Origin of the sequence: Paenibacillus sp. FSL R7-0026 (assembly GCF_038004485.1) — a bacterium.
Classification (GTDB): Bacteria; Bacillota; Bacilli; order Paenibacillales; family Paenibacillaceae; genus Paenibacillus; species Paenibacillus xylanexedens_A.
In genome coordinates, this window is the sequence record NZ_JBBORG010000001.1 from 6,220,579 (window position 1) to 6,243,314 (window position 22,736).

At 48.4% G+C, this 22,736-nt stretch carries 21 protein-coding genes; 2 read left to right on the forward strand and 19 right to left on the reverse strand.

Features of this window, described 5'->3' with window-relative positions; genetic code table 11:
* Positions 1 to 4: 4 nt before the first annotated feature.
* From MKY44_RS27255 to MKY44_RS27270, 4 genes are all read right to left on the reverse strand, one after another.
* Entirely contained in the window at positions 5 to 1,975 is a 1,971-nt protein-coding gene (locus tag MKY44_RS27255) for a tetratricopeptide repeat-containing glycosyltransferase family 2 protein (protein WP_341009426.1), read from the reverse strand.
* Positions 1,932 to 4,214: a glycosyltransferase gene (locus tag MKY44_RS27260; protein WP_341009427.1), complete on the reverse strand. Its 2,283-nt coding sequence runs from the start codon at positions 4,212 to 4,214 to the stop codon at positions 1,932 to 1,934. Before MKY44_RS27260 ends, MKY44_RS27255 begins: the two co-directional genes overlap by 44 nt.
* A gap of 78 nt (positions 4,215 to 4,292) precedes the next feature.
* The gene (locus MKY44_RS27265; protein ID WP_338707274.1) at positions 4,293 to 5,738 is read right to left on the reverse strand and encodes a DUF6385 domain-containing protein; all 1,446 of its coding nucleotides are present in this window, start codon (positions 5,736 to 5,738) and stop codon (positions 4,293 to 4,295) included.
* 45 nt (positions 5,739 to 5,783) lie between these two features.
* On the reverse strand, positions 5,784 to 6,281 hold the full coding sequence (locus MKY44_RS27270; RefSeq protein WP_341009429.1) for a DUF6385 domain-containing protein: 498 nt from the start codon (positions 6,279 to 6,281) through the stop codon (positions 5,784 to 5,786).
* 197 nt (positions 6,282 to 6,478) lie between these two features.
* Here MKY44_RS27270 and MKY44_RS27275 point away from each other — a divergent pair, with 197 nt between their 5' ends.
* Together MKY44_RS27275 and MKY44_RS27280 are read left to right on the forward strand one after the other, a co-directional pair.
* The gene (locus MKY44_RS27275; RefSeq protein ID WP_341009431.1) at positions 6,479 to 7,012 is read left to right on the forward strand and encodes a hypothetical protein; all 534 of its coding nucleotides are present in this window, start codon (positions 6,479 to 6,481) and stop codon (positions 7,010 to 7,012) included.
* Between the two features lie 30 nt (positions 7,013 to 7,042).
* Complete coding sequence (locus MKY44_RS27280) at positions 7,043 to 7,624, forward strand: hypothetical protein (RefSeq protein WP_341009433.1); 582 nt, start codon at positions 7,043 to 7,045, stop codon at positions 7,622 to 7,624.
* Positions 7,625 to 7,740: 116 nt separating this feature from the next.
* Here the strand turns inward: MKY44_RS27280 and MKY44_RS27285 are convergent, their stop codons facing one another.
* From MKY44_RS27285 to MKY44_RS27350, 15 genes are all read right to left on the reverse strand, one after another.
* Complete coding sequence (locus MKY44_RS27285) at positions 7,741 to 9,087, reverse strand: MFS transporter (RefSeq protein ID WP_341009435.1); 1,347 nt, start codon at positions 9,085 to 9,087, stop codon at positions 7,741 to 7,743.
* A gap of 69 nt (positions 9,088 to 9,156) precedes the next feature.
* Entirely contained in the window at positions 9,157 to 10,335 is a 1,179-nt protein-coding gene (locus MKY44_RS27290) for a winged helix-turn-helix domain-containing protein (RefSeq protein WP_341009437.1), read from the reverse strand.
* 192 nt (positions 10,336 to 10,527) lie between these two features.
* Positions 10,528 to 11,322, reverse strand: a complete 795-nt coding sequence (locus tag MKY44_RS27295; protein WP_100528246.1) for an ABC transporter ATP-binding protein — start codon at positions 11,320 to 11,322, stop codon at positions 10,528 to 10,530.
* 2 nt (positions 11,323 to 11,324) lie between these two features.
* Positions 11,325 to 12,185 carry an ABC transporter permease gene (locus MKY44_RS27300; protein ID WP_051154091.1) on the reverse strand — a complete coding sequence of 287 codons (861 nt, stop codon included), beginning with the start codon at positions 12,183 to 12,185 and terminating at the stop codon, positions 11,325 to 11,327.
* Between the two features lie 193 nt (positions 12,186 to 12,378).
* Positions 12,379 to 13,428 carry an ABC transporter substrate-binding protein gene (locus tag MKY44_RS27305; protein ID WP_074092683.1) on the reverse strand — a complete coding sequence of 350 codons (1,050 nt, stop codon included), beginning with the start codon at positions 13,426 to 13,428 and terminating at the stop codon, positions 12,379 to 12,381.
* 337 nt (positions 13,429 to 13,765) lie between these two features.
* Complete coding sequence (locus MKY44_RS27310; protein ID WP_076251816.1) at positions 13,766 to 14,017, reverse strand: hypothetical protein; 252 nt, start codon at positions 14,015 to 14,017, stop codon at positions 13,766 to 13,768.
* Positions 14,014 to 14,109, reverse strand: a complete 96-nt coding sequence (locus MKY44_RS31575) for a hypothetical protein (protein ID WP_445670701.1) — start codon at positions 14,107 to 14,109, stop codon at positions 14,014 to 14,016. The genes MKY44_RS27310 and MKY44_RS31575 overlap by 4 nt, the downstream gene beginning before the upstream one ends.
* A gap of 147 nt (positions 14,110 to 14,256) precedes the next feature.
* The gene (locus MKY44_RS27315) at positions 14,257 to 15,186 is read right to left on the reverse strand and encodes an Rpn family recombination-promoting nuclease/putative transposase (RefSeq protein ID WP_076251818.1); all 930 of its coding nucleotides are present in this window, start codon (positions 15,184 to 15,186) and stop codon (positions 14,257 to 14,259) included.
* A gap of 196 nt (positions 15,187 to 15,382) precedes the next feature.
* A complete protein-coding gene (locus MKY44_RS27320; protein WP_084174359.1) occupies positions 15,383 to 16,030 on the reverse strand; it encodes a helix-turn-helix transcriptional regulator in 648 nt (215 codons plus the stop codon).
* A gap of 12 nt (positions 16,031 to 16,042) precedes the next feature.
* Positions 16,043 to 16,930: an oxygen-dependent tRNA uridine(34) hydroxylase TrhO gene (gene trhO / locus MKY44_RS27325; RefSeq protein ID WP_105600318.1), complete on the reverse strand. Its 888-nt coding sequence runs from the start codon at positions 16,928 to 16,930 to the stop codon at positions 16,043 to 16,045.
* Positions 16,931 to 17,168: 238 nt separating this feature from the next.
* Complete coding sequence (locus MKY44_RS27330) at positions 17,169 to 18,275, reverse strand: hypothetical protein (RefSeq protein WP_341009440.1); 1,107 nt, start codon at positions 18,273 to 18,275, stop codon at positions 17,169 to 17,171.
* A gap of 60 nt (positions 18,276 to 18,335) precedes the next feature.
* Positions 18,336 to 19,841, reverse strand: a complete 1,506-nt coding sequence (locus MKY44_RS27335) for a sensor histidine kinase (protein WP_341009442.1) — start codon at positions 19,839 to 19,841, stop codon at positions 18,336 to 18,338.
* Complete coding sequence (locus tag MKY44_RS27340) at positions 19,838 to 20,548, reverse strand: response regulator transcription factor (protein ID WP_341009444.1); 711 nt, start codon at positions 20,546 to 20,548, stop codon at positions 19,838 to 19,840. Before MKY44_RS27340 ends, MKY44_RS27335 begins: the two co-directional genes overlap by 4 nt.
* A 213-nt stretch (positions 20,549 to 20,761) precedes the next feature.
* Positions 20,762 to 21,613 (reverse strand): Rpn family recombination-promoting nuclease/putative transposase, encoded by an 852-nt coding sequence (locus MKY44_RS27345; RefSeq protein ID WP_315938610.1) that lies wholly within the window; start codon positions 21,611 to 21,613, stop codon positions 20,762 to 20,764.
* 85 nt (positions 21,614 to 21,698) lie between these two features.
* On the reverse strand, positions 21,699 to 22,595 hold the full coding sequence (locus tag MKY44_RS27350) for a helix-turn-helix transcriptional regulator (protein WP_341009446.1): 897 nt from the start codon (positions 22,593 to 22,595) through the stop codon (positions 21,699 to 21,701).
* Positions 22,596 to 22,736: the final 141 nt, after the last annotated feature.

Sequence of the window (22,736 nt, forward strand, 5' to 3'; positions counted from 1 at the left end):
CGAATTAGTTCTCGAACCCATCCGCCCCTGGCAGTTCAAGCCGAATATGCTGAACAACAGGCCAACAACGGTGTCGATGTCCATCTGCATGCTGAGCGAACACCTCCAGATGATGATCCGCAGCACTGACCAATCTCTTCACCAGCCAGTTTGTTCCCGTCAGGGTATCCGAAGCCCCAGGGAAAGACTCCATGTAACCGGCCTTCCCGTTTTCCTTGTTGCCTTCCATCACTTTCTCCTTCTCTCCCGCTCGAACGCTCTCCCCAACAGATAAATCATCTCCAGCCAACTGCTGTCGACACATCTGAATTAGACTATGCAGCTCTTTCCATCTCCCTGACTGTACACATCCTTCCATCATCAGTCCAAGGGCCTGCCAACCATCATACTCTGTTCCTGCAACCGTTCCGTCTATGCTGGAGCCCATGTCCTTCTTCGTTGTTGCTCTCAGACCCACCGTTCGCCCTGTCGGCACATTCACTTCCTCATTCGTTACTGCTCCTAGCTGCGAACTACGCTTCAACCACAACGTCAGTGGATCATCTCCGTTGACTTCCTTGCCTTCTATCCACTCCAAACGTTCGAGCCATCGAGCAGACGAGATCGCGAGCAGCCCTTTTTTCCGCTGCACAGGTTCCAGTTTCAGACGCGCCTTGTTCCATCTTCCCTGTTGGATTTGGAGCATCGCCTCCGCCACAGATAAACGCTCCCTCATCTCTCCGGAAGGTTGTGTGGATACACCCGATAACAATTCCAGAGCCGCATCATAACAACGAGATTGCTCCAGAATGCCCAATACTTTGTGTGTAGCCTCTTCCGAACTGAGTGCAAAGCGCTCCCTCACCAGCTCTGGAATCTGATGTTCCTGCCCGGAAACTCGCATAATTCGGAATATCCGATAGAGCGGAGGTAACAGACTGGATTTGGCACGCACCGCTTCCACGTAAGCATCTACCGCACCCTCCAGATCTGCCCTTCCTTCCAGTAATCGTCCTAACGTATACCATGTCTGATAGGTGCCGATGCCTTCTTCCGTATGGTATATGGGGGGAGGTGGACCCATGCGAATAGCTTCACGGAGCGAATATTCTGCCCGATCTGCATCACCCAATGCGTCTGCACATCCCCCGCGATGGTGCATCAGATCCGTGTATTCTGGAAAGAGTTCAAGCGCAGCATCAATGCGATCCAATGCCTCCTGCCAGCGATTCAGATGCTGGAGACAACGAACTTCATATTTGAACAGCAAATGCGCGTAACTGGTCACCGCAGGATCAATCCCCATCCGAGCCACACCAAACGTCTCCAAGGCCCGCTCCGCTTCCCCCACACGCAGATACTCGACACCCAGATTATAGTGATGGAACGGCTGATCCGGTTCTTCCTCCACTGCCTGTTGCAGCAGGCGAACATTACGCTTCACCTTATCTTTGCGCTCCACAATCGCCGTCTGATACCCATAATGATGGATGACCATGTCCGTCACATGAAATGCAGCCTCTGGGTTCCTACGGCAAATTGCCGCCGCAATCTGCTCATGAATTCGACCTTCGAACCGATGCTCCGGGGCATTACGAAAGAGACGCAAAACCGGATTCACGGTAACCCCCTGCTGACCCGTACCTGTATAGTTATGAATGTTTAAAAACAATCCGTCACATCCGCTGACCGCCGTCCAGCTCCTGATCTGCTCCCGCGCAGCCCTATCGAGCGCCTCGTCCGCATCAAGAAAGAGAATCCAGTCGCCGGAAGCGCGCTCCAGGCCAGCATTCCGTGCTGCGGCAAAATCATCGCACCACTCAAATGCCACAACCACCGCTCCATATTGCTTCGCAATCTCCGCGCTGCGATCCGATGAACCGGTGTCCACTACAATAATTTCGTCCACCGCTCCCTGGACACTGGCAAGACAATGAGGCAGCAACTCTTCCTCATCCTTCACGATCATGCATAGGGAAATTCGTTCCGCTCGCAAGCTGATTCCTCCTTTCCTTCGCTTGGAAAAACGTACGCCAAGGGATGCCTTCGGTCGTTCGCAGCCTTTGTTCCAGTGCAGTATATTGTGCAGAGAGTACACCTGAAGACGAAGAACGAACCATTTCCTGCTGGATGGCCTCCATTGCCAACCGCATGTAACATACAGCTGCTCCAGCTCGGGCCTGCCGCATATCAGGCTCCCGCTCCAGAGCCTGCTCGAACAGAGAGAGCGCTTGATCATTGTGGCCTTTGGCATACAGCGTTTCACCCAGCCAGAATAAACCTTCAGCATCCAGTTCACTCTCGGTCATGCACTGAATCAGGATGTTCGCGGCTACCATGGTATACCCCTGACGATACAGCAGACTTGCAAACTTTCGCCTTCGAGTTAAAGTCGTTCCCCAATGATCACACATCATCATGGCCCGCAACTCATGCAGTTGCTCAGCAAGTGTAAGCTGTCCTGTCTTTACGGCTTGCTGCACAACCTTTTCTGGTACCATCTCTGCCTGCGGACCCCATTGCATAAGCTTTTGTTCTTGTGAAGCAGGTTTCATGCTTCGCGGCTCTTTGGTTAACTGATTCAGCAGTCGATCCATGACCTTCCAAACGTTCTTTTCTTGTGGAAGCGTAGTTGCGAGGAACGCCTCGGATAATCGTAATCCGTTGGTCCAACAAGCCAGTGCCCAATCCATTCTGTGCTCAGCCGGCAGATTGACTTCATTTATACACCCTGCGCTCCAGTGTTCTTCTGCCAGTTGCAGCGCTTCGGAAACCCTATTCGCACATAACATCCAATGTATTCGATCCGCTACATGGATACGAGCGGTACGCACATCAGTATCCAGCATTTTCAATGCCTGTTCATATACCCCACAGCCTGCTAGAACATAAATCACCTTCACCAGATGGTCCTCATTTGTCACTGCATATGAATGGGGCATTTCAACACGAATCGAATCACCGTGACCCGATTCCTCGAATCCTCGGCATCTGGCGAGCAATGTTTCTGCTATGTTCTCATCGGTTTCACCGCATTGTTGCAGCACATCTGCCAACCCTGCCCATGCCGGAGCATATGTGAACATGCTGTCCAGAGCCAGCCCGTACAGATGTGCAGACTCATTCAGGAATCCCCGTTTCTGTGCAAGTCTTGCCATGGCGGTATAAGCTCTGTAACTGTCAGAACCTGCTTCCGTTACATATGACGCGTCTAAAGCGCTACCGCCATCACTGTGTCCAACACGGTCTATTCCTTCCCGGCAGTCCGTTGCTCGGGCATACGATTGATATGCACGCTCCTCCAAACCTTGCAGCTCCAACGTCTCCCCATACAACAGGTGCAGATCAGCATAAGATGGATAACGCTGTCTTTCCACAGCCAGAATTGCATGCGCCTCGTCGTAATGTTCCGATCCCACAAGGGTCTTTGCATAATCTCTAACCAGTGTAGGTCGATATGGTGCGAGCAACTCTGTCAAGCGCAATGATTCACGGAACGCTTCAATTGCCTGTTCGACCTGACCAAGCTGGCAATACGTTACTCCCAGATTGTACAGGTGAAAAGGCTGTGCAGGCTCATCTGCGAGTTCCCGCTCAATCAGCTTTAAATTACGTCTTGGTTTATGTTCCTTCGCAATTGTTGAGGCCAGATATCCATCATGAATCAGACATAGTGGAGCAAGCGGTTCAGTCTCGATCAATTGGCTTTGTTCATCTGTATAGGTCTCGCTCTTATTCATATCAGCAGCCTCATCCAGGACAAGCTTGCTTGGCATACAACGAACCAACTGCTCATGGACGCGTCCCGCATATCGATACCCCTGATGAGCACGGAACAGCCTCACTGGCTGAGAGATAACACTCTCTTCTACCCCTTCACCGTATCGATTCTCTATGGTAATACGTAATCTTGAAATGCTTTTATGGACTTTAGGTAAATAATTCAGCAGTTCTTCCAATCCCTGCGTAACGTACTCATCGGCATCCAAACACAGGACCCATTCCGTGCTCGCCAGAGGCAGACTGATATTTCGTGCATTGGCAAAGTCATCTTGCCAGCGGGCGTGAAATACCGTTGCTCCGTACGTTCTGGCGATCTCGGGTGTACGGTCGGATGAGCCAGTATCGGTGATAAAACATTCCGTGCTGATATGCTTCAAGCTGTCGAGACAGCGGGGCAGGTGATGTTCTTCATTTTGAACAATCATATGGATTCCAAGTAAACGGTTCTTCAAATGCAACCACCTCCAATACAAAAAAGTACATGAAGTCCACCAAAGGAACTCCATGTACCTATATGACAAATAAATGGGTTATGTGCCTTGTCCATTGAAGAACACATCAATCGTGCTAGGTGCGCCGATTAGGCTGGAGCGGTAGGAAAGACGCGTGTATTTGAGAAAACGCTGCGGTACCAATACATCGACTGACCCGGACAAAATGCCCGTTACCGTCGTCACATCCGTGTACCAGTTCGTTCCGTTTGCGCTGATCTCAACAAGAGCATCTACCCGGTTTACACCCGGCCCCCGGTTATATACAAAGAAAGAATACGTGCCAAATACACTGGTCGTAACCGCTGGGAGCGCTGTGAAGGTGTTTGCGGTCGGGGTGCTTATGAGTTGGGACTCCTGAAAACTCTTCTGTGAAATGGACGTCACACTGCTAAGTGTTCCCGCTGTAATTGTAGCACCCAGCACACTGGTAATCGTTCCGTTCAACAAATTTGTCAGGGTTCCTGCGGTGATCGTTGCCCCGAGTACACTCGTAATCGTACCGTTCAGCAGGTTCGTCAATGTACCAGCAGTTACGGTTGCGCCAAGTACGCTTGTAATGGTTCCGTTCAATAAGTTCGTCAGGGTTCCGGCTGTAATCGTTGCTCCCAGTACACTCGTAATCGTACCATTCAGCAAATTGGTCAACGTACCCGCTGTTACCGTTGCACCGAGTACACTGGTGATCGTACCTGCGGTAATCGTTGCTCCGAGTATACCTGTGATGGTACCCGCCGTGATGGTCGCTCCAAGCACGCTAGTGATCGTTCCAGCGGTAATCGTCGCTCCCAATACACTGGTAATCGTACCATTCAGCAAGTTCGTCAATGTTCCTGCGGTCACCGTGGCCCCGAGCACACTCGTGATCGTTCCGGCGGTAATCGTTGCTCCCAATACACTGGTGATCGTACCATTCAGCAAGTTCGTCAGTGTTCCTGCTGTCACCGTGGCTCCGAGCACACTCGTGATCGTTCCGGCGGTAATCGTCGCTCCCAATACACTGGTGATCGTACCATTCAGTAAGTTCGTCAACGTTCCTGCGGTCACCGTGGCTCCGAGCACACTCGTGATTGTACCATTCAGCAAGTTAGTTAGTGTTCCTGCTGTCACGGTTGCCCCGAGTACACTGGTGATGGTTCCCGCCGTGATCGTTGCTCCCAATACACTTGTGATCGTACCATTTAGCAAGTTCGTTAAAGTACCCGCTGTTACTGTGGCTCCAAGCACACTGTTGATCGTACCTGCCGTGATCGTTGCTCCAAGTACACTCGTGATCGTTCCGTTCAGAATGTTAGTAATGGTTCCGGCGTTAATTGTAACCGTGGTCAGACCTGAGATGTTACTGATCGTTCCGTCCAAAATAATGCCAACCACGTTCCCGCTCGTATCCGTTCTGACAGGCTGGGCTGTGCCTGTACTATCCTGGCCAAAAATCAACGTTCTCAGATTATCCGGATTCGTATTAAACGTTGTAAAGTTAGGCATGTGTCTCGTCCTCCTCCCTGGTCAAATCTGTGAGATCATACTCCCTTACGGCATACGCTGTGCCTGAAAGTAAACATCGAGCCGGGTCGGCTGATCCGGTTCAACGGATCGAATTGCAAGCCGGGTATAGTGCAAAAATCGCAATGGTACCAGCGCTTTGGTCTGGCCTCCCGCGACCACCTCCTGGCTGTCCACAGCATAATCCACGGCATTTGGGCTGATCTGGATCTGTACAAGAGCCGGATGTTTTCCCCGATTCACAACGCCATAGGTATACATGCTGAGTGATGAGGTGTCTTGTGCCGGGAGTGAATCCATGCTGCTACTGGTTTCGGCTCCGACATACGTATGCTCTGTAAAACAATGAATAGCACCAGGGAGTTTCGTGCGTGAGGAAGCACCCTGCTTGAACCGGGGACGAGTAATCCGGGAACAAGGGGGTTTCAGCAATTTAGCGCGGCAGGAATGACGGGAGCTGCGGCGACTGACATATTTAGTTGGTTGCTTCATTCTCTTCTTGCTTTGCTTTGCTGTTCGACTCATCTCGATTTCCCCTTAAAAAATGTGCTTACGCATCGTATGCCCGGATTGGATATACGGGCACGGCAACCGCCGTTATTTCCAGATATACGGCTCAGTCCCCAATCCATTTTGCTTCTTTCACATACACTGCAAGTACAATGAAATGCGAATCAATCGGAATGTTGCTCAAATGAACTGGTCTATGGGAGGTGGATGAGATGACCAACTATAATGTATTCAACCAATCCAATCGTCCCCTGTTTACTCAACTGACCAATACCTTCTCAGCCCCGGGCATTGAAGCGTCACCAGACAGCGGTGCAGCTGCTGCTGGCAGCTTTTTTGCCCTGACGACCAACAATACCTCGATTCCTTCCAACCAGAACCTTCTTCTACAGATCTTGAATGCGGCTGGCAGCGGCCGAACAATACGCATATCCAGCCTCACAGGAGGCACAACAGCGGCGGCTACTCTTGTTATCTATTCTGGAGGAACCGTGACTGTTGGTAGCACACCAGTGCCCGTCAATACGTTACTTGGAAATACCAACGCCAGTGTAGTTACCACAAGACAAAATACAGGTACCCTGGGGGGAACCTTCACGAGCATTGCAAGTATTCCGCTCACCGCAGGAATGTATTCGCTGGATCTGAATGGCTCCATTATTGTTCCACCGGGACAAACATTATCCATTAGTTTAGGAATTGGGAGTCAGACGGCAGCCATTAATCTGTTCTGGTGGGAGTTCTGAGTTTGATTCTGATAAAAGGAGGTGCACACTATGCCGAATAATAATGTATTTAATCCGTTAAGCCAGCCCGTCTATACGTCCAACACCAACACGTATATTTCTCCCGGCATTGTTGCACCTCCGGAGAATAATGCTGGCAGTACGGGCAATCTGTACAATGCAGGTTCCACCAACTCTACAACACTGGGGTTGCTGGGAGGAACGGTTATCGCCACCGTACAATTGGCCAATCCCGCAGGGAGCGGGAAAACCCTATACGTATCCCGGCTCTCTGGTGGAATTACGGTCTCACTCAATCTGTTATCTTCCTTCAGCGGTTCCATGAGTCTGAGCGCTAATGGAACACTGACATCCCCCACCACACTCACGCCGGTAAACAGTAATCTTTCCAGCAGCAATACCAGCGTAGCCACGGTACGGTTCTCTGCTGCTGCACCTTCAGGAGCGACGCCATTGATGGCTATGCCCCTTCAAGCAGGGCCGTTTCTGTCCAATGAATTTGGCCGTTACGTGGTTCCTCCGGGTCAAGCCATTAACCTCTCTGTCAGCGGATCACTTTCGGTTGGTGGACTGATGGCCTCTACTGCTTATTTTGCTTGGTGGGAAGTGTGATTCGTTCAACGATGTATAACAAAGGCAACGTGCAAACAGCCGCCTTCGGATGAGTACCGAAAGCGGCTGTTCTTTATATTGTAGATATATGATTAAAAATGGTCCGGACAAGGCTGTCAGACCGATTCCTGCGGAATGATCTCTTTTGCTTCAGACACGAGAGGTTGCTTTCCCTCCCACAAAATGCGCTGCAGTAGAATGCCGGCAAGACCAATTACCAGCGTAGCTAGACCGATATATTGAAAGGTGGGGCTCGGCCCCACAACTCGAATGAGCGCTCCACCTGCAAGTGGAGCTACAACCAGTACAACACTGGATAACGAGTTTTGAATGCCAAAGACGCGCCCTACATAGGCAGGAGGGGTTTCCTTTTGCAACAAATAATTCAGTGTTACCATAAAGAGTCCATTGCCCAGCCCGATACAGAGGCCCCAGATAATGACCCAAATTTCAGGTGTTTGTGGGCCGATCCACCCTAGCGCAGCAATTCCGGCACCCACGAACAGATATCCTCCACCCAGTCCCCACCCATACCCAATTCTCGGCAAGCGATTTAACAACAAAATGATGACGACTGCCCCTGCTCCTGCCGATGAACCCAACCAGCCGAGCAGTGATTCGTTACCTGGCTTGATCTCCCGAAACAGGGTCGTAAACTGATAATCAATCATGAGAATGGCCATGAGTCCAAAACAGCCGAACAAAATCGTACTCAGCACGGTGCGACTGCTCTGTATAAAACGCCAGCCTTGCTTCCACTGGGAGAACAAAGATTCCGATCCATCCTTTTCACTAGCAGCACTTCCGTCTGATTCAACGGAATCCGACTTTTCCACCAAACGCCGCAAGGGCCATAATACCACACCCGACAACAGGCGGGTACAGGCATTAATGACAATACAGATTTGTGGTGAGAAAAAGGCCAAAATGACTGCCCCCAGAAGTGGTCCCGCCACTTTCGAACACTGGCTCACAAAACCGTTTAGGGACGATGCCTGAAACAGATGCTCCTCTGCCACCACCTGACGGGTTAACGCCTGCTGAGCTGGAACGTGGAACACTCCCATCATGGCCCGCAGGGCAAGAAGTGGCAGCAACCATGCCGGGCTTGGTGCGAATAAAATAGCAACGGTTAATCCCACGGTGATCACATCACACAAGATCATGATCTTCACTTTGTGCAGTCGATCAGCCAGAGCACCTGCAAAGGAGCCCAGCAGTATACCCGGGAGAGCCATACATACAGGAATAAGTGCAATGATTAGTGGATCAGCACCCCAGCGGTAGGCCACCATCACCTGGATGGCGAGTGCATCGAACCAATCTCCAAACGTAGCCAGCGAGTATGCGATAAACATGCGGACAAACCGGAGGTTGGTCCATAAGCTTTTGGAAGATTCCGCAGATGAGGCGGGTGATTCGGTGGATTCATTGGATGTGGGTTCATTTGAAATGACGGTCATACATGTACTTCCTCCCTTGATTACAGCCGTTTGCGGCCTATATGTTCCTTGGCTGTAATCATAAGGGCGTTATATCAGAGGAAGATCAGAGGATGGGATGATGGGGGATAAAAAGTTACGTATTTCATCTACAATTTGTTGTCCATATGCGGGTACACCGTAACTTTTGCCGATCTCTGCATACACTTGACGATACTTACTGCGAATTCTACCTTCGATTCGATGATGACCCAGGAATAGGAGAATCTGATATGCAGCATTCAGATATAACGGTGCGTTCAGCGACATTTTCAATACATCCAGACCGTCATCCATTCTTAACTCTGCCTCACGAATCCGTCCCTGGCGAAGTAACCATAATCCTTCCATCACCTGAAAACGTCCGATCTCTCGCAGATACGGGGCATCCTTCAATCCTGACCGCATAACTGCCATCTGAGCCTCAACAGCTTCACCGCTGCCACCCCACAGTTCCACATACAACGCTGCAAGTGCTACAGGCAGTCTGAAATTCTTGAGCTCGTCAGTCTCTATTACACGATACGTTTCCTCCAGCTGTGCTTTGGCCCGTTGATATTGGCCCACCTCTACATAGACTTCAACGATGTTCAGAATGCGGAGTTCGCGAAGCTGATCGGCAGACAATGCCGATGAATTCAGCGCCTGTTCATACAAAGGTAAGCTTGCTGATGGTTCAATTAGCGAATGAACAAAGATCAATAACCAGTATAAGCGCTCCTCAAAGGGAATTTCCTTTGTTGTAATCAGCCACTCCAGATCTCCCTGTATAAAACGGATATACAACTGATAATAAGGGGCAACCTGAATGCCGAGTGCTTCCTGCTGTTGAACCAGGATCTGTATGGCATTTCCCTGCCCAAACAAGTGATATTTACGAAGTAATCCGTAAATGACTTCCTGCATTTCTGGGTCCTGAGCAGAAGGGCTAACGGGTAGAGCGGACTTGTTCTCATGCACAGCAAGCCGATATCCATAGCCCCGTACTGTATCCAGACGGATCTCATCCCAACGTTTCAGTTTCTTGCGCAGGCGATAGATATGATCGTCCACAGTGCGTTCAACCGGATATTCCAAAGGCCATACCCGGTCCAACAGTTGACTGCGGGTGAAGGCTTTTTCCTTGTTTTCATACAGAAAATGCAGCAGTGCAAATTCCTTGGCGAGTAGACGAATGGATTCCGTTCGCCGCGTGACCGTATATGTCCCTTCATCCAATTGCAAAGACATGCCTGGTTCCTCCTACTATGTATAATTCGCTGATCCGAAATCGTATAGATTCATTCCATTTTTTCAACGTGTTCAACATACCATAAAAACCCTTTGCGAGAACGCAAAAGGTTTTTATGGTCTAACTTATAGATGGCTTAGATTGTGGATTACGATACGTATATCTGTTCTTCCAACAAGTGTTCCCTTGTCTTAACCCAGCACGACACGATCGTCCGCCATTTTTTTGCCGCTAATCCGTTCGAATTCACCAAGCAACTCAGGGACAGTCAACGTACGCTTGCGCTCTTCGCTGACATCCAGAATAATTCGGCCTTTGTCCATCATGATCAGACGGTTACCCAGACGAATGGCCTGCTCCATATTGTGCGTCACCATCAATGTAGTCAGTCTCATCTCTCGCACAAGTGTCTCCGTCAGTTCCGTGATCAGTTCGGCACGTGAAGGGTCAAGGGCTGCCGTATGCTCATCCAATAGCAAAATCTGCGGCTGGGTAAAGGTCGCCATCAACAGACTGAGTGCCTGCCGCTCCCCGCCAGACAAGAGACCCACTTTTGCATTCAGACGCTTCTCCAGTCCAATTCCCAGCTTCTCCAGTTGCGTGTTAAAAATCTCCCGTCTGGCACGGGTAACTCCGAAGCCCAGTCCGCGTCCTTTGCCACGTTTGTATGCCATCGCCATATTTTCTTCAATGGACATATGTGGTGCTGTTCCTGCCATTGGGTCCTGAAACACCCGGCCAATCCAGCTGCTGCGTTTATGCTCTGGCAGGTTTTTAATGGAGCGGTCATTGATCAGCACATCACCCATGTCCGGCTTCATCACACCCGAGATAATGTTCATCAGCGTGGATTTACCCGCTCCGTTACTGCCAATCACCGTCACAAAGTCTCCCGGATTCATCGTCAGATTCACACCAACCAGCGCGGTCTTCTCATCCGTTGTGCCTGGGTTGAACAGCTTGGTTACTTGCGTAATCTCCAGCATGATCACATACCTCCCTTCGCCTGATGACCCCCGGATCGCATCAACTCTTCCGTTCGTTTGCGAGCCAGACTACGCTGCTTCATGGAGCGCTGCATAGTAGGGAACACCAATGCAATAATGACAATTACCGCGGTGATCAACTTCAGATCAGATGTATCAAACCATTCCACTTGAAGGGCAAGCGCGACCACAATCCGGTATATAATTGAACCAACGATCGCTGCAAGTGTAGCCCAGAAGACCGTTCTTGCACCAAGAATGGCTTCACCGATAATCACCGAAGCCAATCCAATGACGATCATACCAATGCCCATCGTGATATCCGCAAAACCCGATTGTTGTGCAATGAATGCACCAGACAATGCAACCAATCCATTGGATAAGCTGACCCCTACAATGGTAGTCACATCCGTATTTGCACCAAAGCTGCGAATCATACGTTTGTTATCACCTGTCGCGCGGAGTGCCAGTCCAACATCTGTTTTCATGAACAGATCGAGCATGATTTTAAACACCAGCACCACGATGATAATTAGCACCATGACATGCTCACCTGAGAATGGATTATCCATACCCATAATGGATTTATTCGGTGCGCCAAGAATACGCATATTAATGGAGTAGAGCGCGATCATCATCAAAATCCCGGACAATAATCCGTTGATTTTGCCTTTGGTATGAAGCAGACCTGTACAAGCCCCAGCCACCATGCCGCCAGCCATTGCCGCCAAACAGGCAAGCCAAGGAGAGAAGTCATTGGAGATCATAACCGCCGCGATTGCGCCTCCTGTTGTAAAACTTCCGTCTACGGTAAGGTCAGGAAAATCGAGTATGCGGAACGTAATATAAACACCAAGTGCCATCAGTGCATATAAAAGCCCCAGCTCGATTGCTCCTTCAATTGAATTCCAGCTTATACTCACACTACTTCCTCCCTGTCTATCGAAAAGAATGAGGCGAACCCGTTGCATGTTCGCCTCGCATCCATACTGCCGGATTACACTCCGGTCAGATTATTGAATCAATCTCATAACTCATTAAATTTATGAATTGATTCTATTGAATAATGTTGTTTTCCTGATCTTTTACTTCCGCTTTCATCTCATCCGTAACCGTGATACCTTGGGCTTCAGCCGCTTTCAGGTTCAGGATCAGATCCAGTTTGTCCGGAACGGTGACTTTCATATCACCAGGATTCGTACCATTTTTCAGAATGTCCGCGGCCATCTCACCCACCTGATATCCATGGTCATAATATTTGAAGCCAACGGTTGCGAAAGCTCCTTTTTCAACGGTATCCCGATCACTGGAGAAGAACGGAATTTTATTACTGTTTGCCGTTTGGATGATCGTATCCACCGCACTCACAACAGAGTTATCAAGCGTGATGTAGAAGGCGTCTACTTTGCCAACCAGAGAATCCGTTGCCTGTTTTACTTCAGATGTATTCGTAACTGGTGCTTTCACCAGCTTGATATTATGTGTTGCCAGCGCTTTTTCTGCGTTATCTGCCATAACCACTGCATTTGGTTCACCTTCGTTAATGACCAAGCCCACCGTTTTCACATCCGGCAGATTTTTAGCGATAAAGTCAGCCAATTGTACAATGGCCTCTGGATTCGTATCCGATGCACCTGTAACATTGCCGCCCGGCTTGTCCATATCGGTCACCAATTTGGCACCCAGTGGGTCTGTCACTGCTGCGAACAACAATGGCTTGTCCTTCACTTGTTGAGCCAGCGCTAGCGCAGATGGTGTTGCGATGCCGAGTACGAGATCGTTTTTGGAATCACCTGAGATTTTCTGTGCAATGGACAGGTTGTTCGTCGAATCACCTTGCGCATTATTGTAATCGATTTTGAGGTTCTTGTTCTCTTCAATGCCTGCTTCCTTCAGGGCTGCGATGAATCCTTCACGTGTAGCATCCAGAGATGGATGTTCAACAATCTGCGAGATGGCAATCTGATATGATTTTTCCTCACTGCCTCCACCTGTTGTAGTCCCTGATCCTTCGGATTCCGAGCCTGTACCGCTGTTATTTCCGCAACCTGCTGCAACGATCATTGAAGCAACCATCATCAGTGACATCCAAAATTTCTTTTTCATGTGTGAGAACCCCTCTCCATCCTATAAAATGTGGTTACCCTTATCGAATTCCATTGACACGATAGGGCGGGACAAAACAAACGCTTCAACGCATTGTTGCTTTGATCGACAAAAGCAGACAAATATAGACTTTTCTCATGCGACTGAAGTCCATGACCCGTGTTGGTGTTTTATTGTTCCCCTAATATTAAGGGGCGTCCCGATATCCGTCAATGGTTGAACCGCTTCCAATTTACTTTCATCGTATGGTTGTGATAGAAAACATTACATAAAACTTAAAAACCACCCACATTGTTCTGTAGATGGTCGCCATGGGTACAGCAAAATAAGGTCCTACTCATGAAAATGGAGTATGAAGTCTTCTTCTAATCTCGTCCACAAGCATTGTTTTCTCCGCTTCCGATACGGCATCCGCGATCAATTTGCGTGCCGCAACAGGCGCAATCCAGGGTTCGATATCTGCATAGCCAATACCGGACAACTTCTCATACTCCTCCATAAAGAGGCGAATGCTGGCCTCTCTGGTAACATCAAGAGCAATCGTCGCTTCATGTGGCAGATGCGGGGGCAGTATGGCGCATCTAATCATAATGATGTATTCGGCCCCAAGTCGGCTTCCGGATTTCCGGTAGAAGCATTGTTCCAGTCAATAATAACGGTATCATGATCTCGAAGGAGTATGTTACCCGGGTTGGGATCACCGTGACATAGTTACTGCTTCATCATGAGATTTTTCATATTTAAAATTTTCAAAAAAAAGAGGCATCCCTCCCAATGTACTTTGGGTATGGTCACCTTATATCGATCAATGGATAGCTCCAGAGTGCTTTATTCCTTTTCTTTTTGCAGTTCTTCTAATTCAGATGGTGTTAGCCCGGTAGCTTTAATAATAGTAGCCTGATCAAGACCTAAAGTGAGCATATTCATTGCGATTTTCCGCTTGCTCTCAGCTTCACCTTCTTTGATTCCTTCTTTGATTCCCTCTTTGATCCCTTTTTCGATTCCTTTTTGAATTCCTTCCTCCATGCCTTTCTTGAGACCCTCTTCTCGTGCGCCCTCAATCATGGAAGCTTCGTCCCATAGAAATTTCTGACGGTCGATATATCGTTGACGTGCTTGCTCATCCTGGCTCAGAAACTCCAATACACTCATGGCTTTTTTCAAAGCCGGTTCGGGTTCGTGCATCATTAACGCCTCCCAGCTTGATTTAGTCATTCCTTTCAGAAATAACAGCCAACGCACCAATCCATCCTTTATTTGAATATTTTCATCATTCAGCTTTGGTATTTCCATAAAATGAATCTCTATAACATCCGTCAACGGAATATCAGTATGGTCTTCTCTTAAATGAAATACGTTGTGGTACTGATCATTAGCGAGCATTTTGAAATTAACAATGTTGATCGCTACGCATTTTTTGAGTTGACTATATCTCTGTCCTTCAAGTAATTGTCCGGAATATTGTTTACCCCAATAGAACAAAGTCCTCTTCTCCAAATCATACTGATTAAACAACTGCATTTCAACATTGATTAGCTCACCTTGATCTGTTTTGGCCCGTATGTCCAGTATGGACTGTTTATCTCTCGGTGTATCCTTGTCCAGATAAGGGTTGATTAACACAATCTCGGTCAGTAAAGATTCACCTGCATTTTTGAAGGTATGATTCAGAAAAGCCAGAAGAACATCCTTATTCTCTTCACTTCCAAAGATTCGTTTGAACACATAATCGTTCTTGGGATCAAGCAACTCTGTCATTATTATTCACTCCTACGCGCAAAATGAACAGAATATATCTGCTGAAGTATCAGCAAATATAAGGATGCGAACATACACTGGATGTTAACTCTATTATAACACGCATTGCCATACGAAAATAGCGTTTATACGTAATTCACTATCAAAAAAAGAGACTATTTCGACGAATCGAAACAATCTCTTGTGTATAAACCTATTAATTCCCCGACGCTTCGCGAATCTCATACTTGCACCTTTTGCCGCCATCGGCGTAACATTCGGTACGCTCCACCTCAGCTTGAAGCAGCGAGCGAAACAGTTCCAGTTCACAGCGGCAAGCCTGCTTGTAGACACTCGCGACTTGTACAATCGGGCAGTTCATTTCCGTAATGACGTAGGTTCCATCTTCTTCTCTGGACGCATCCGCCATATATCCATTGGCATTCTGGATTCGCGCGAGTTCCTCCACCCGTCCGGCCAGATCCTGGCCCTCCATCTGTGGCAATCCGCTGCGAAGCAGTTTGTCCCGGCGACTCTCGAACAATGCATCCACCACACCGCTACCGGCAGAGTCAGACAATTCTTCAAGAAGTTCCAGCGTAAGGGACGAATATGATTTTGGAAAAAAGCTGTCCCCGCGCACCGTCAGTTGGTACACCGAGGACGGACGTCCGGCCGTAGCCCGGGCCTCCCGAACCTCGATCCATCCGTCCTGCTCCAGTGCCGTCAGATGACGGCGAATGGCCATGCCGGTCAGACCCAGATCAGCTGTCATTTCCCTCGCGGTCAATGTACCTTGCTGCTTCAGCATGAACAAAATCCGTTCACGCGTCGTTCGTTCCTCTTCGCGCTTCACGATCAGCACCTGCTCTCCTGCTTATGCGTGTACCGGTGCTGCCTCCCGGCAGGCATCCGAGCAAAAGCGGTTATGCGTCTCTTCGCAATCCTCACAGCTTACATGCTGTAGGTTGCAGGTTGGACAATTAATATATCGGTCATGTGTCGTTCCACAGTGATAACAGCTGGCAATGACAATATCCTCTTCTGTCCGGTTAATCGGTACAGAGATCCGCTCGTCAAACACGTAACACTTACCATCGAACAGATGGCCTTGTACTTCCGGATCTTTACCGTACGTGACAATACCGCCGTCCAATTGAGCCACATCCTGGAATCCTTCATTGATCATGAACCCGGTCAGCTTCTCGCAGCGAATGCCACCAGTGCAGTAGGTAATAATCGTTTTGTCCTTCATGTCACCCAGGTTCTCGCGGATCCACTCCGGAAACTCACGGAACGACTCGACATCTGGACGAATGGCCCCGCGGAAGTGACCAATTTCGTATTCGTAATCATTGCGACCATCGATAACGATGACATCATCACGTTGCAGATGTTCATGGAACTCTTTCGGTGAGAGGCGTTTGCCGCTAATCACATTAGGATCAAGATCTTCGTCCACGCGGAACGTAACCAGCTCTGCTTTGTGACGAACAAAGATCTTTTTGAACGCATGCTCTTCCACATCATCAATCTTGAACACCATATCGCTGAACAGCGGATTAGCCAGCATATCTTTCATGTACTGTTCCGTCTGTTCAGGCGTTCCGGATACCGTACCGTTAATGCCTTCGGATGCGATCAGAATACGACCTTTCACACCGAGGTCCTTACAGTACTGCAGATGCTCTTGTGTAAACGTCTCAGGGTCTTCAATCTTCACGAACTTATAATATAAAAGCACGCGGTACGCGCTGTTACACATGTATATCACCTGTTCCTATTCCATGTTGTTATTAGCCGGTCATCCGGCAAGACGACTACGTTGCACCCTTACTTGTAAAAAGAAAATAAACAGCCGCTCGAAACATCGTCTCGAACTGCTGCCTGACATTCGACTTTTATTCCTGCATTCTAGTTTATCGGAAGCGGAACAGCTTAGTCAATATAAATGTATAGAAAGGGATGAAAGATATGGAACATATCTGTCTGCACCATTCACCCTATTCGGAGATCGTAATGATCGATGTTACAAAGTGATAGGATTCATTCTCCAATATCGCCTGTGATAACAGAATCTTATTGCCTTCCGGGCTCCAGGCGAGTGGGTCAGAAGCGTTGTCCATATCCGCCGAGATCTGGAACTGTTCTGCCGACTCCGTGTTGGAGACGAACAGTCCTTTCTCATTATCATTCTCGGAATTGATCGTATACGCAATCTTGGAATCATCACCGGACCAGCTTGTGCCGAAAATCTGTGTGCCTCTGGCGAGCGTGGCTTTTTCATTGCCTTCCAGATCGGTGAGCACCAGCGCCCGTTTGGTATCCGCTGTTCTTTTCACAATCGCAAGCCTTGTTCCATCATTAGAAGGAATGACCCACTCCACACTTTTCAGCACCTGTTTCACTTCACCCGTCTTCGCATCGTATGCATTCAACTGGCCATCTTCGCCCGTAATATAATAGAGCATATCGCCTGACACCTTGATACTCCGTACATTGAAATTACCTGTTTCCACCAGTACCTTTGTTGTACCGTCCACACTTGCCGAGATCAGATCACCCTTCATATTTGGGAAAACGACATGTTCATTATCCAGCCATGCGCCCTCTTGGATAAATCCATCCTCCTTACCCGCAGGGGTTGTCTCCCCGTTATGCAGGTTCAAGAAGTAGCCTTTACCCGTATTTTCCTCCGGCTCCCGGTAGAACAGGTACTGACCATCCGGTGACACCAGCGGTGCGCCCAGACTGGCTTCACTTTCCTTGAGCGGCGTGTCTGTGCCTTTGGTCAGATCATACATATATAAGTTATGCGGGTATCTTTCCTGACCTTCAACTGTGACGGGTTTCAAGGACTTGTTCTCTTTGTCGGATACAATCCAATCATCACTAAGCCATGTAATCCCGCGCATATTCGGCAATTTATCAATTTTCTCCAGTTTGAAGCTCTGGTACACGGACGTGTTGGTATTATCTTTTACTGTGATGTCGGTGCCCGTTTTCCCACCTTGTGCGTTGCCCCCCGGCTCCGTTGTTCCCCCACATGCCGCTGTCGTTAACAGGGCAATGGCTCCGAACGTGCCCAAAGCTGCTTGTTTCCAATTCATGATGGTCCCCCCTGGTTTCTCTTGCTATAGACCAAGCATACACATCGCATACTTCCAAAGTTATTCAGACTTGTTTCGAACTTGTAAACTTGAATCAGCCAAAGGGAACATGAGCTGGAACGTCACACCTTCCCCATCTTCTGGATCGCCCGACAGCAGGGTGATTGTACCGCCCTGTTTTTCAACAAACTGCTTCACGAGAGATAGCCCCAGTCCGGTTCCGCCGGTTTTTCTGGCTCTGTCTTTGTTCACGGTGTAAAAGGGTTCAAAAATCTTCTCCCGCGCCTCTGCCGGAATCGGCGTACCCGAGTTATAGATGCGAATGATCGCTTGACGCTCCTGCATCCGTAGTTCGCTCTTCACCCGGATCACACCATCCGGAACGTTATATTTAATCGCATTATCCAGCATGTTGATGAAAATATGCATTAGACTCTCCCGATCGCTACGGATCACCGCCGGTTCAAGATCCAGTTTCATGTTCAGCGCGAATTTCTCCGCTTTCCCCCGCATCCGGCCACAGGCATCCTCCAGCAGAGCACTGACCTCTACATCTTCAGCCTGGTTCTCGAAGTCATACTTCTCCAGAGCAGATAAATGTAGTACTTTCTCGACCATCTCGTACAGCCGCTCTGTTTCTTTGCCAATGTTACTTGTGGCATCATCGAGCAGTTGCGGATCATCCTTATACATGTCGAGCAGCTCCACATAAGCTTTGATCGATGTCAGCGGTGTCTTGAACTCATGGCTGATGTTACCGATATATTGTTTCTGCTGCTGTTCCAGCGCCTGAAGTTTCTCAATCGCCAGTTGCAGCTTCTGCTGCTCCGCATGCATCGCCGTGATATTTTGCTGGATGGATGTACTCATATAATAAATGCCCTGCCCCAGCTCGCCCAGTTCATCCTTGCGCTTTAAAGGAGACTCCGTAATGTAATTCCCTTCGCGAATGGAATCTGCGGACTTTTTCAGCCGAGTAATCGCAACGGCAAACCGATTGTAGAACAGATAACCTAATATGAAGCTCAGCGCAACAACGGTAATTCCTGCCCATATGAACAATTGAAGGATGCGAGTATAGAATTCATGATAGCTTTGGACCGGATATTGCATCCACACAGCACCCATCTGTCCATCCGGACCGTCCAGTGGTGCGGCGTAGAGCAAGGTATCCCCTTGTTCATGATAGGCAATTTTATTTTGTAGTGCATAGTTGAGCGTATCCTGAACAATCGCACTCTCCCCAGAGCTGATCGATGAACCGACTTGTTGGCCCTTCATATCATAGAGAGCTATCGGCAATCCGGTAGAGTTGGCCAGTTCCTGTGCCAGTCTGTGACCGTTTCGCTGTAAAAAAACGTCCTGTTCGAGATGAACGGACTCGGTGTAGTAGGCCTGTCTCACATTCAAATTCACCAGCCGTGTCTGCTGCGATAAAATACCTTCGATCTGTGACTGCTGATTGCGTTCAATACCGCGCAGGACCAGTGAACTAAGCACAACCACCGTCAGGATAAGCAAGGCTGCCAGAAAAACACTGAACTTCAGCTTGATGCTGACTCTCATATGGCCCCGCCTGTTTCAGGTGCAGATGCTTTGTAGCCAATCCCGTATACGGTCTGCAATTTTTGCTGATCCGTATCCCCGATTTTTTTGCGCAAACGCTGGATGTGAATGTCTACGGTTCGTGTACCACCCGCATACTCCATGCCCCAGACCCGATCCAGCAGATCGTCTCGTGTATACACACGCTCAGGATTAGACATGAGAATGGTCAGCAGGTCGAACTCTTTTGGGGTCAGATCCAGCTTCTCCTCATTTACGGTCACCGTGCGGTGAGCAACATGAATAAGCAGTGTGCCATTCACGATGGCCTGATTCTTCGCATCATCCGGTGGTGGACTGCTTTTCTCGACACGGCGCATGAGCGCTTTCACCCTTGCAAGCAGTTCACGGATCTCGAATGGCTTGGTCATGTAATCATCGGCGCCCATTTCCAGGCCGACGATTTTGTCTACGATATCATTTTTGACGGTCAGCAAAATAATGCCGATATCCTCGCGGTCCTCCAGCCTCCGGCATACCCCGTATCCATCAAGCCTTGGCATCATCACGTCCAGAATCATGACCTGTGGGTGAAACGATGCGACCTTAACCAAGGCCTCTTCGCCGTCACTCGCAGTATCTACTTCATATCCTTCGCGCCGCAGCGCGTAAGCAATGGCACTGACGATACTTGATTCGTCATCTACCACGAGCACTTTTTTATTCATGGGATTCATCCTCTTTATCTATGTCATGAGTTAGTTTATGGGTCTATGTTAGCAAGGTCCGTGTGAATTAGCTATGGATGAGTTTGCAATTTGTATGAGAGACTTGCATCTTCTCAGCTTGGACTTGGCTCTACTTTCTTTATACCCTAAAGGCAACAAAAAGAGCCAACCCATGTTTGGATCAGCCCTTAATCTATAGATTCTCAATTCATGTTACTGTTTAGGCAACAACTTCTTAATTTCATCTTCGGAGAGTCCAGATGCTTTAACTATAGCAGAGAGATCTACGCCAAGTGTAAGTAATTCACGGGCCATTTCTCTCTTGCCTTCCAACTTACCCTTGGCTGCACCTTCAGCTCGTGCGCCTTCAATCATCGATTTTTCGTCACTCAATGCTTTCATTCGAGCATCGTAGGCCATTCTGGTGGACGCATCCTGACTCAGAAATTCCAGCGTATCCATCGCCTTTTTCAACATCGGTTCATTCATGGCCAGCACCTCCCAGTTTGATGTATCTATTCCTTTCAGGAATAATAACCAATTCACGAGTCCGCCTTTTTCCATCGGAACAGAATACTCATCCAATTTGGTTAGTTCCATCACATGTATTTCGATATCATCCGTCAAACCAATACCTGTATGATCTTCTCGTAAATGAAAAACATTGTGATATCGCTCATTATCCAGACAGGAGTAGTTGAGTATATTAATAGTCACGCATTTTTTGAGTAGACTATAGTTTTCACCCTTTTTTATCTGATGAAAGTACATCTCACTCCAATAAAACAACGTCCTTTTCTCCATGTTATACGGGTTAAACAGCTGCATTTCAATGTTAATTAGTTTGCCTTCTACCGTCTTTGCTTTAATATCCAGAATGGATTGTTTATCCTCTGGACTATCCTTATCTGTATACGTGTTAACCACAGTGATCTCCGTAAGAGGAGATTCGCCGGTCTCTATAAACGTGCTGTTCAGAAAAGCTAACAAAACATCTTTGTTTTGCTCACTTCCAAAAATGCGTTTGAACACAAAATCTACTCGTGGATCGAGTAATTCCGTCACTCAGCATCAGCTCCATTCTCACCAGCATTATATCATAATTCCCATATAGCCTCAGCTTGATAATGGATCTGCACATATATTGCATTTACTCCTCAAATAACAGATTGAGCGGCTCGTCCGACATCTCGTACTCTGTCTCCATATGTGTCAGCGGTGTGTTCGGATCCACCTCCTCGAAGCGGAAGCTGTCGACCCACACTTTTCCTTTACCGTTCAAAATAACCCCGAATGAAATGACCGCGCTGCCCTCCGGCACATCAAGCACAATACTATACTGATTCCATGGCTGCGTACCCGTAATTGGCCGATCATGCATGTTATCAAATTGAAGTACATCATGAACGTTATTATCCACACGCATCCATAATCCGCAGAACGCATCCACACGCTCGGTCTTCACGAATCCCGATAATTTCATCCGCTTACCTACATACTTGTCCGCTCTGAACTGTTGCATCATTGTTGCGAACTCGTTAGACTCCATCGGCGTAACGGCCTTCAAATATCCTGAAGCTTTCCCCTGATGCACTTCGGCCGGATCAATGCCCATCTCATAATTTTGCGGGTGACTTCCCGTTAACATCCAACCTGTAATTGTTGACGTCTGATTCATCTGTAATTCTCCTCCTCTGGTTCTTCCTTCGAATAATTTCAAGTCAAACAATTTGCGAAAACGTCCCGGCGGCATGCCATATAATTTGCGAAATGCACGGGTGAAGGCTTCCTGACTCTCAAAACCACATGCCAGAGCGATGTCCAAAATGCCCGCATCCGTCGATCGCAGAGTCGTGGACGCCAGACTCATCCGGCGATTGCGGATATAATCCACGATGGTCATGCCCACCTCATTACGGAAAATTCGATGGTAGTGATACGGCGACAACAACGCCTCGGATGCCACTTCTTCCAGCCCGATCTGCTCATGCAGATGAGTCTCAATATAGAACAAACTTTGCTGAATCATTGCACGGTAACGGCTCAACTGAGGTAAAGCCCCCTTCCATATCCTTACTATACGTGAAGGATGTCATCGCCGTTTTGATCATTTTTGCTATCTTTATTTCTCCTTACCTCTGCCGGAGATGCAAAAAGAGCCAATCACGGATGGAATCCTTTCCGTAAT

Excerpts from the sequence above, each read along its gene's own strand:
- MKY44_RS27265 (WP_338707274.1), bottom strand. The coding sequence starts at position 5,738 with ATGCCTAACTTTACAACGTTTAATACGAATCCGGATAATCTGAGAACG.
- MKY44_RS27270 (WP_341009429.1), bottom strand. The coding sequence starts at position 6,281 with ATGAGTCGAACAGCAAAGCAAAGCAAGAAGAGAATGAAGCAACCAACT.
- MKY44_RS27275 (WP_341009431.1), top strand. The coding sequence starts at position 6,479 with ATGACCAACTATAATGTATTCAACCAATCCAATCGTCCCCTGTTTACT.
- MKY44_RS27280 (WP_341009433.1), top strand. The coding sequence starts at position 7,043 with ATGCCGAATAATAATGTATTTAATCCGTTAAGCCAGCCCGTCTATACG.
- MKY44_RS27285 (WP_341009435.1), bottom strand. The coding sequence starts at position 9,087 with ATGACCGTCATTTCAAATGAACCCACATCCAATGAATCCACCGAATCA.
- MKY44_RS27290 (WP_341009437.1), bottom strand. The coding sequence starts at position 10,335 with ATGTCTTTGCAATTGGATGAAGGGACATATACGGTCACGCGGCGAACG.
- MKY44_RS27295 (WP_100528246.1), bottom strand. The coding sequence starts at position 11,322 with ATGCTGGAGATTACGCAAGTAACCAAGCTGTTCAACCCAGGCACAACG.
- MKY44_RS27300 (WP_051154091.1), bottom strand. The coding sequence starts at position 12,185 with ATGGCACTTGGTGTTTATATTACGTTCCGCATACTCGATTTTCCTGAC.
- MKY44_RS27305 (WP_074092683.1), bottom strand. The coding sequence starts at position 13,428 with ATGAAAAAGAAATTTTGGATGTCACTGATGATGGTTGCTTCAATGATC.
- MKY44_RS27310 (WP_076251816.1), bottom strand. The coding sequence starts at position 14,017 with ATGATTAGATGCGCCATACTGCCCCCGCATCTGCCACATGAAGCGACG.
- MKY44_RS27315 (WP_076251818.1), bottom strand. The coding sequence starts at position 15,186 with ATGACAGAGTTGCTTGATCCCAAGAACGATTATGTGTTCAAACGAATC.
- trhO (WP_105600318.1), bottom strand. The coding sequence starts at position 16,930 with ATGTGTAACAGCGCGTACCGCGTGCTTTTATATTATAAGTTCGTGAAG.
- MKY44_RS27330 (WP_341009440.1), bottom strand. The coding sequence starts at position 18,275 with ATGAATTGGAAACAAGCAGCTTTGGGCACGTTCGGAGCCATTGCCCTG.
- MKY44_RS27335 (WP_341009442.1), bottom strand. The coding sequence starts at position 19,841 with ATGAGAGTCAGCATCAAGCTGAAGTTCAGTGTTTTTCTGGCAGCCTTG.
- MKY44_RS27340 (WP_341009444.1), bottom strand. The coding sequence starts at position 20,548 with ATGAATAAAAAAGTGCTCGTGGTAGATGACGAATCAAGTATCGTCAGT.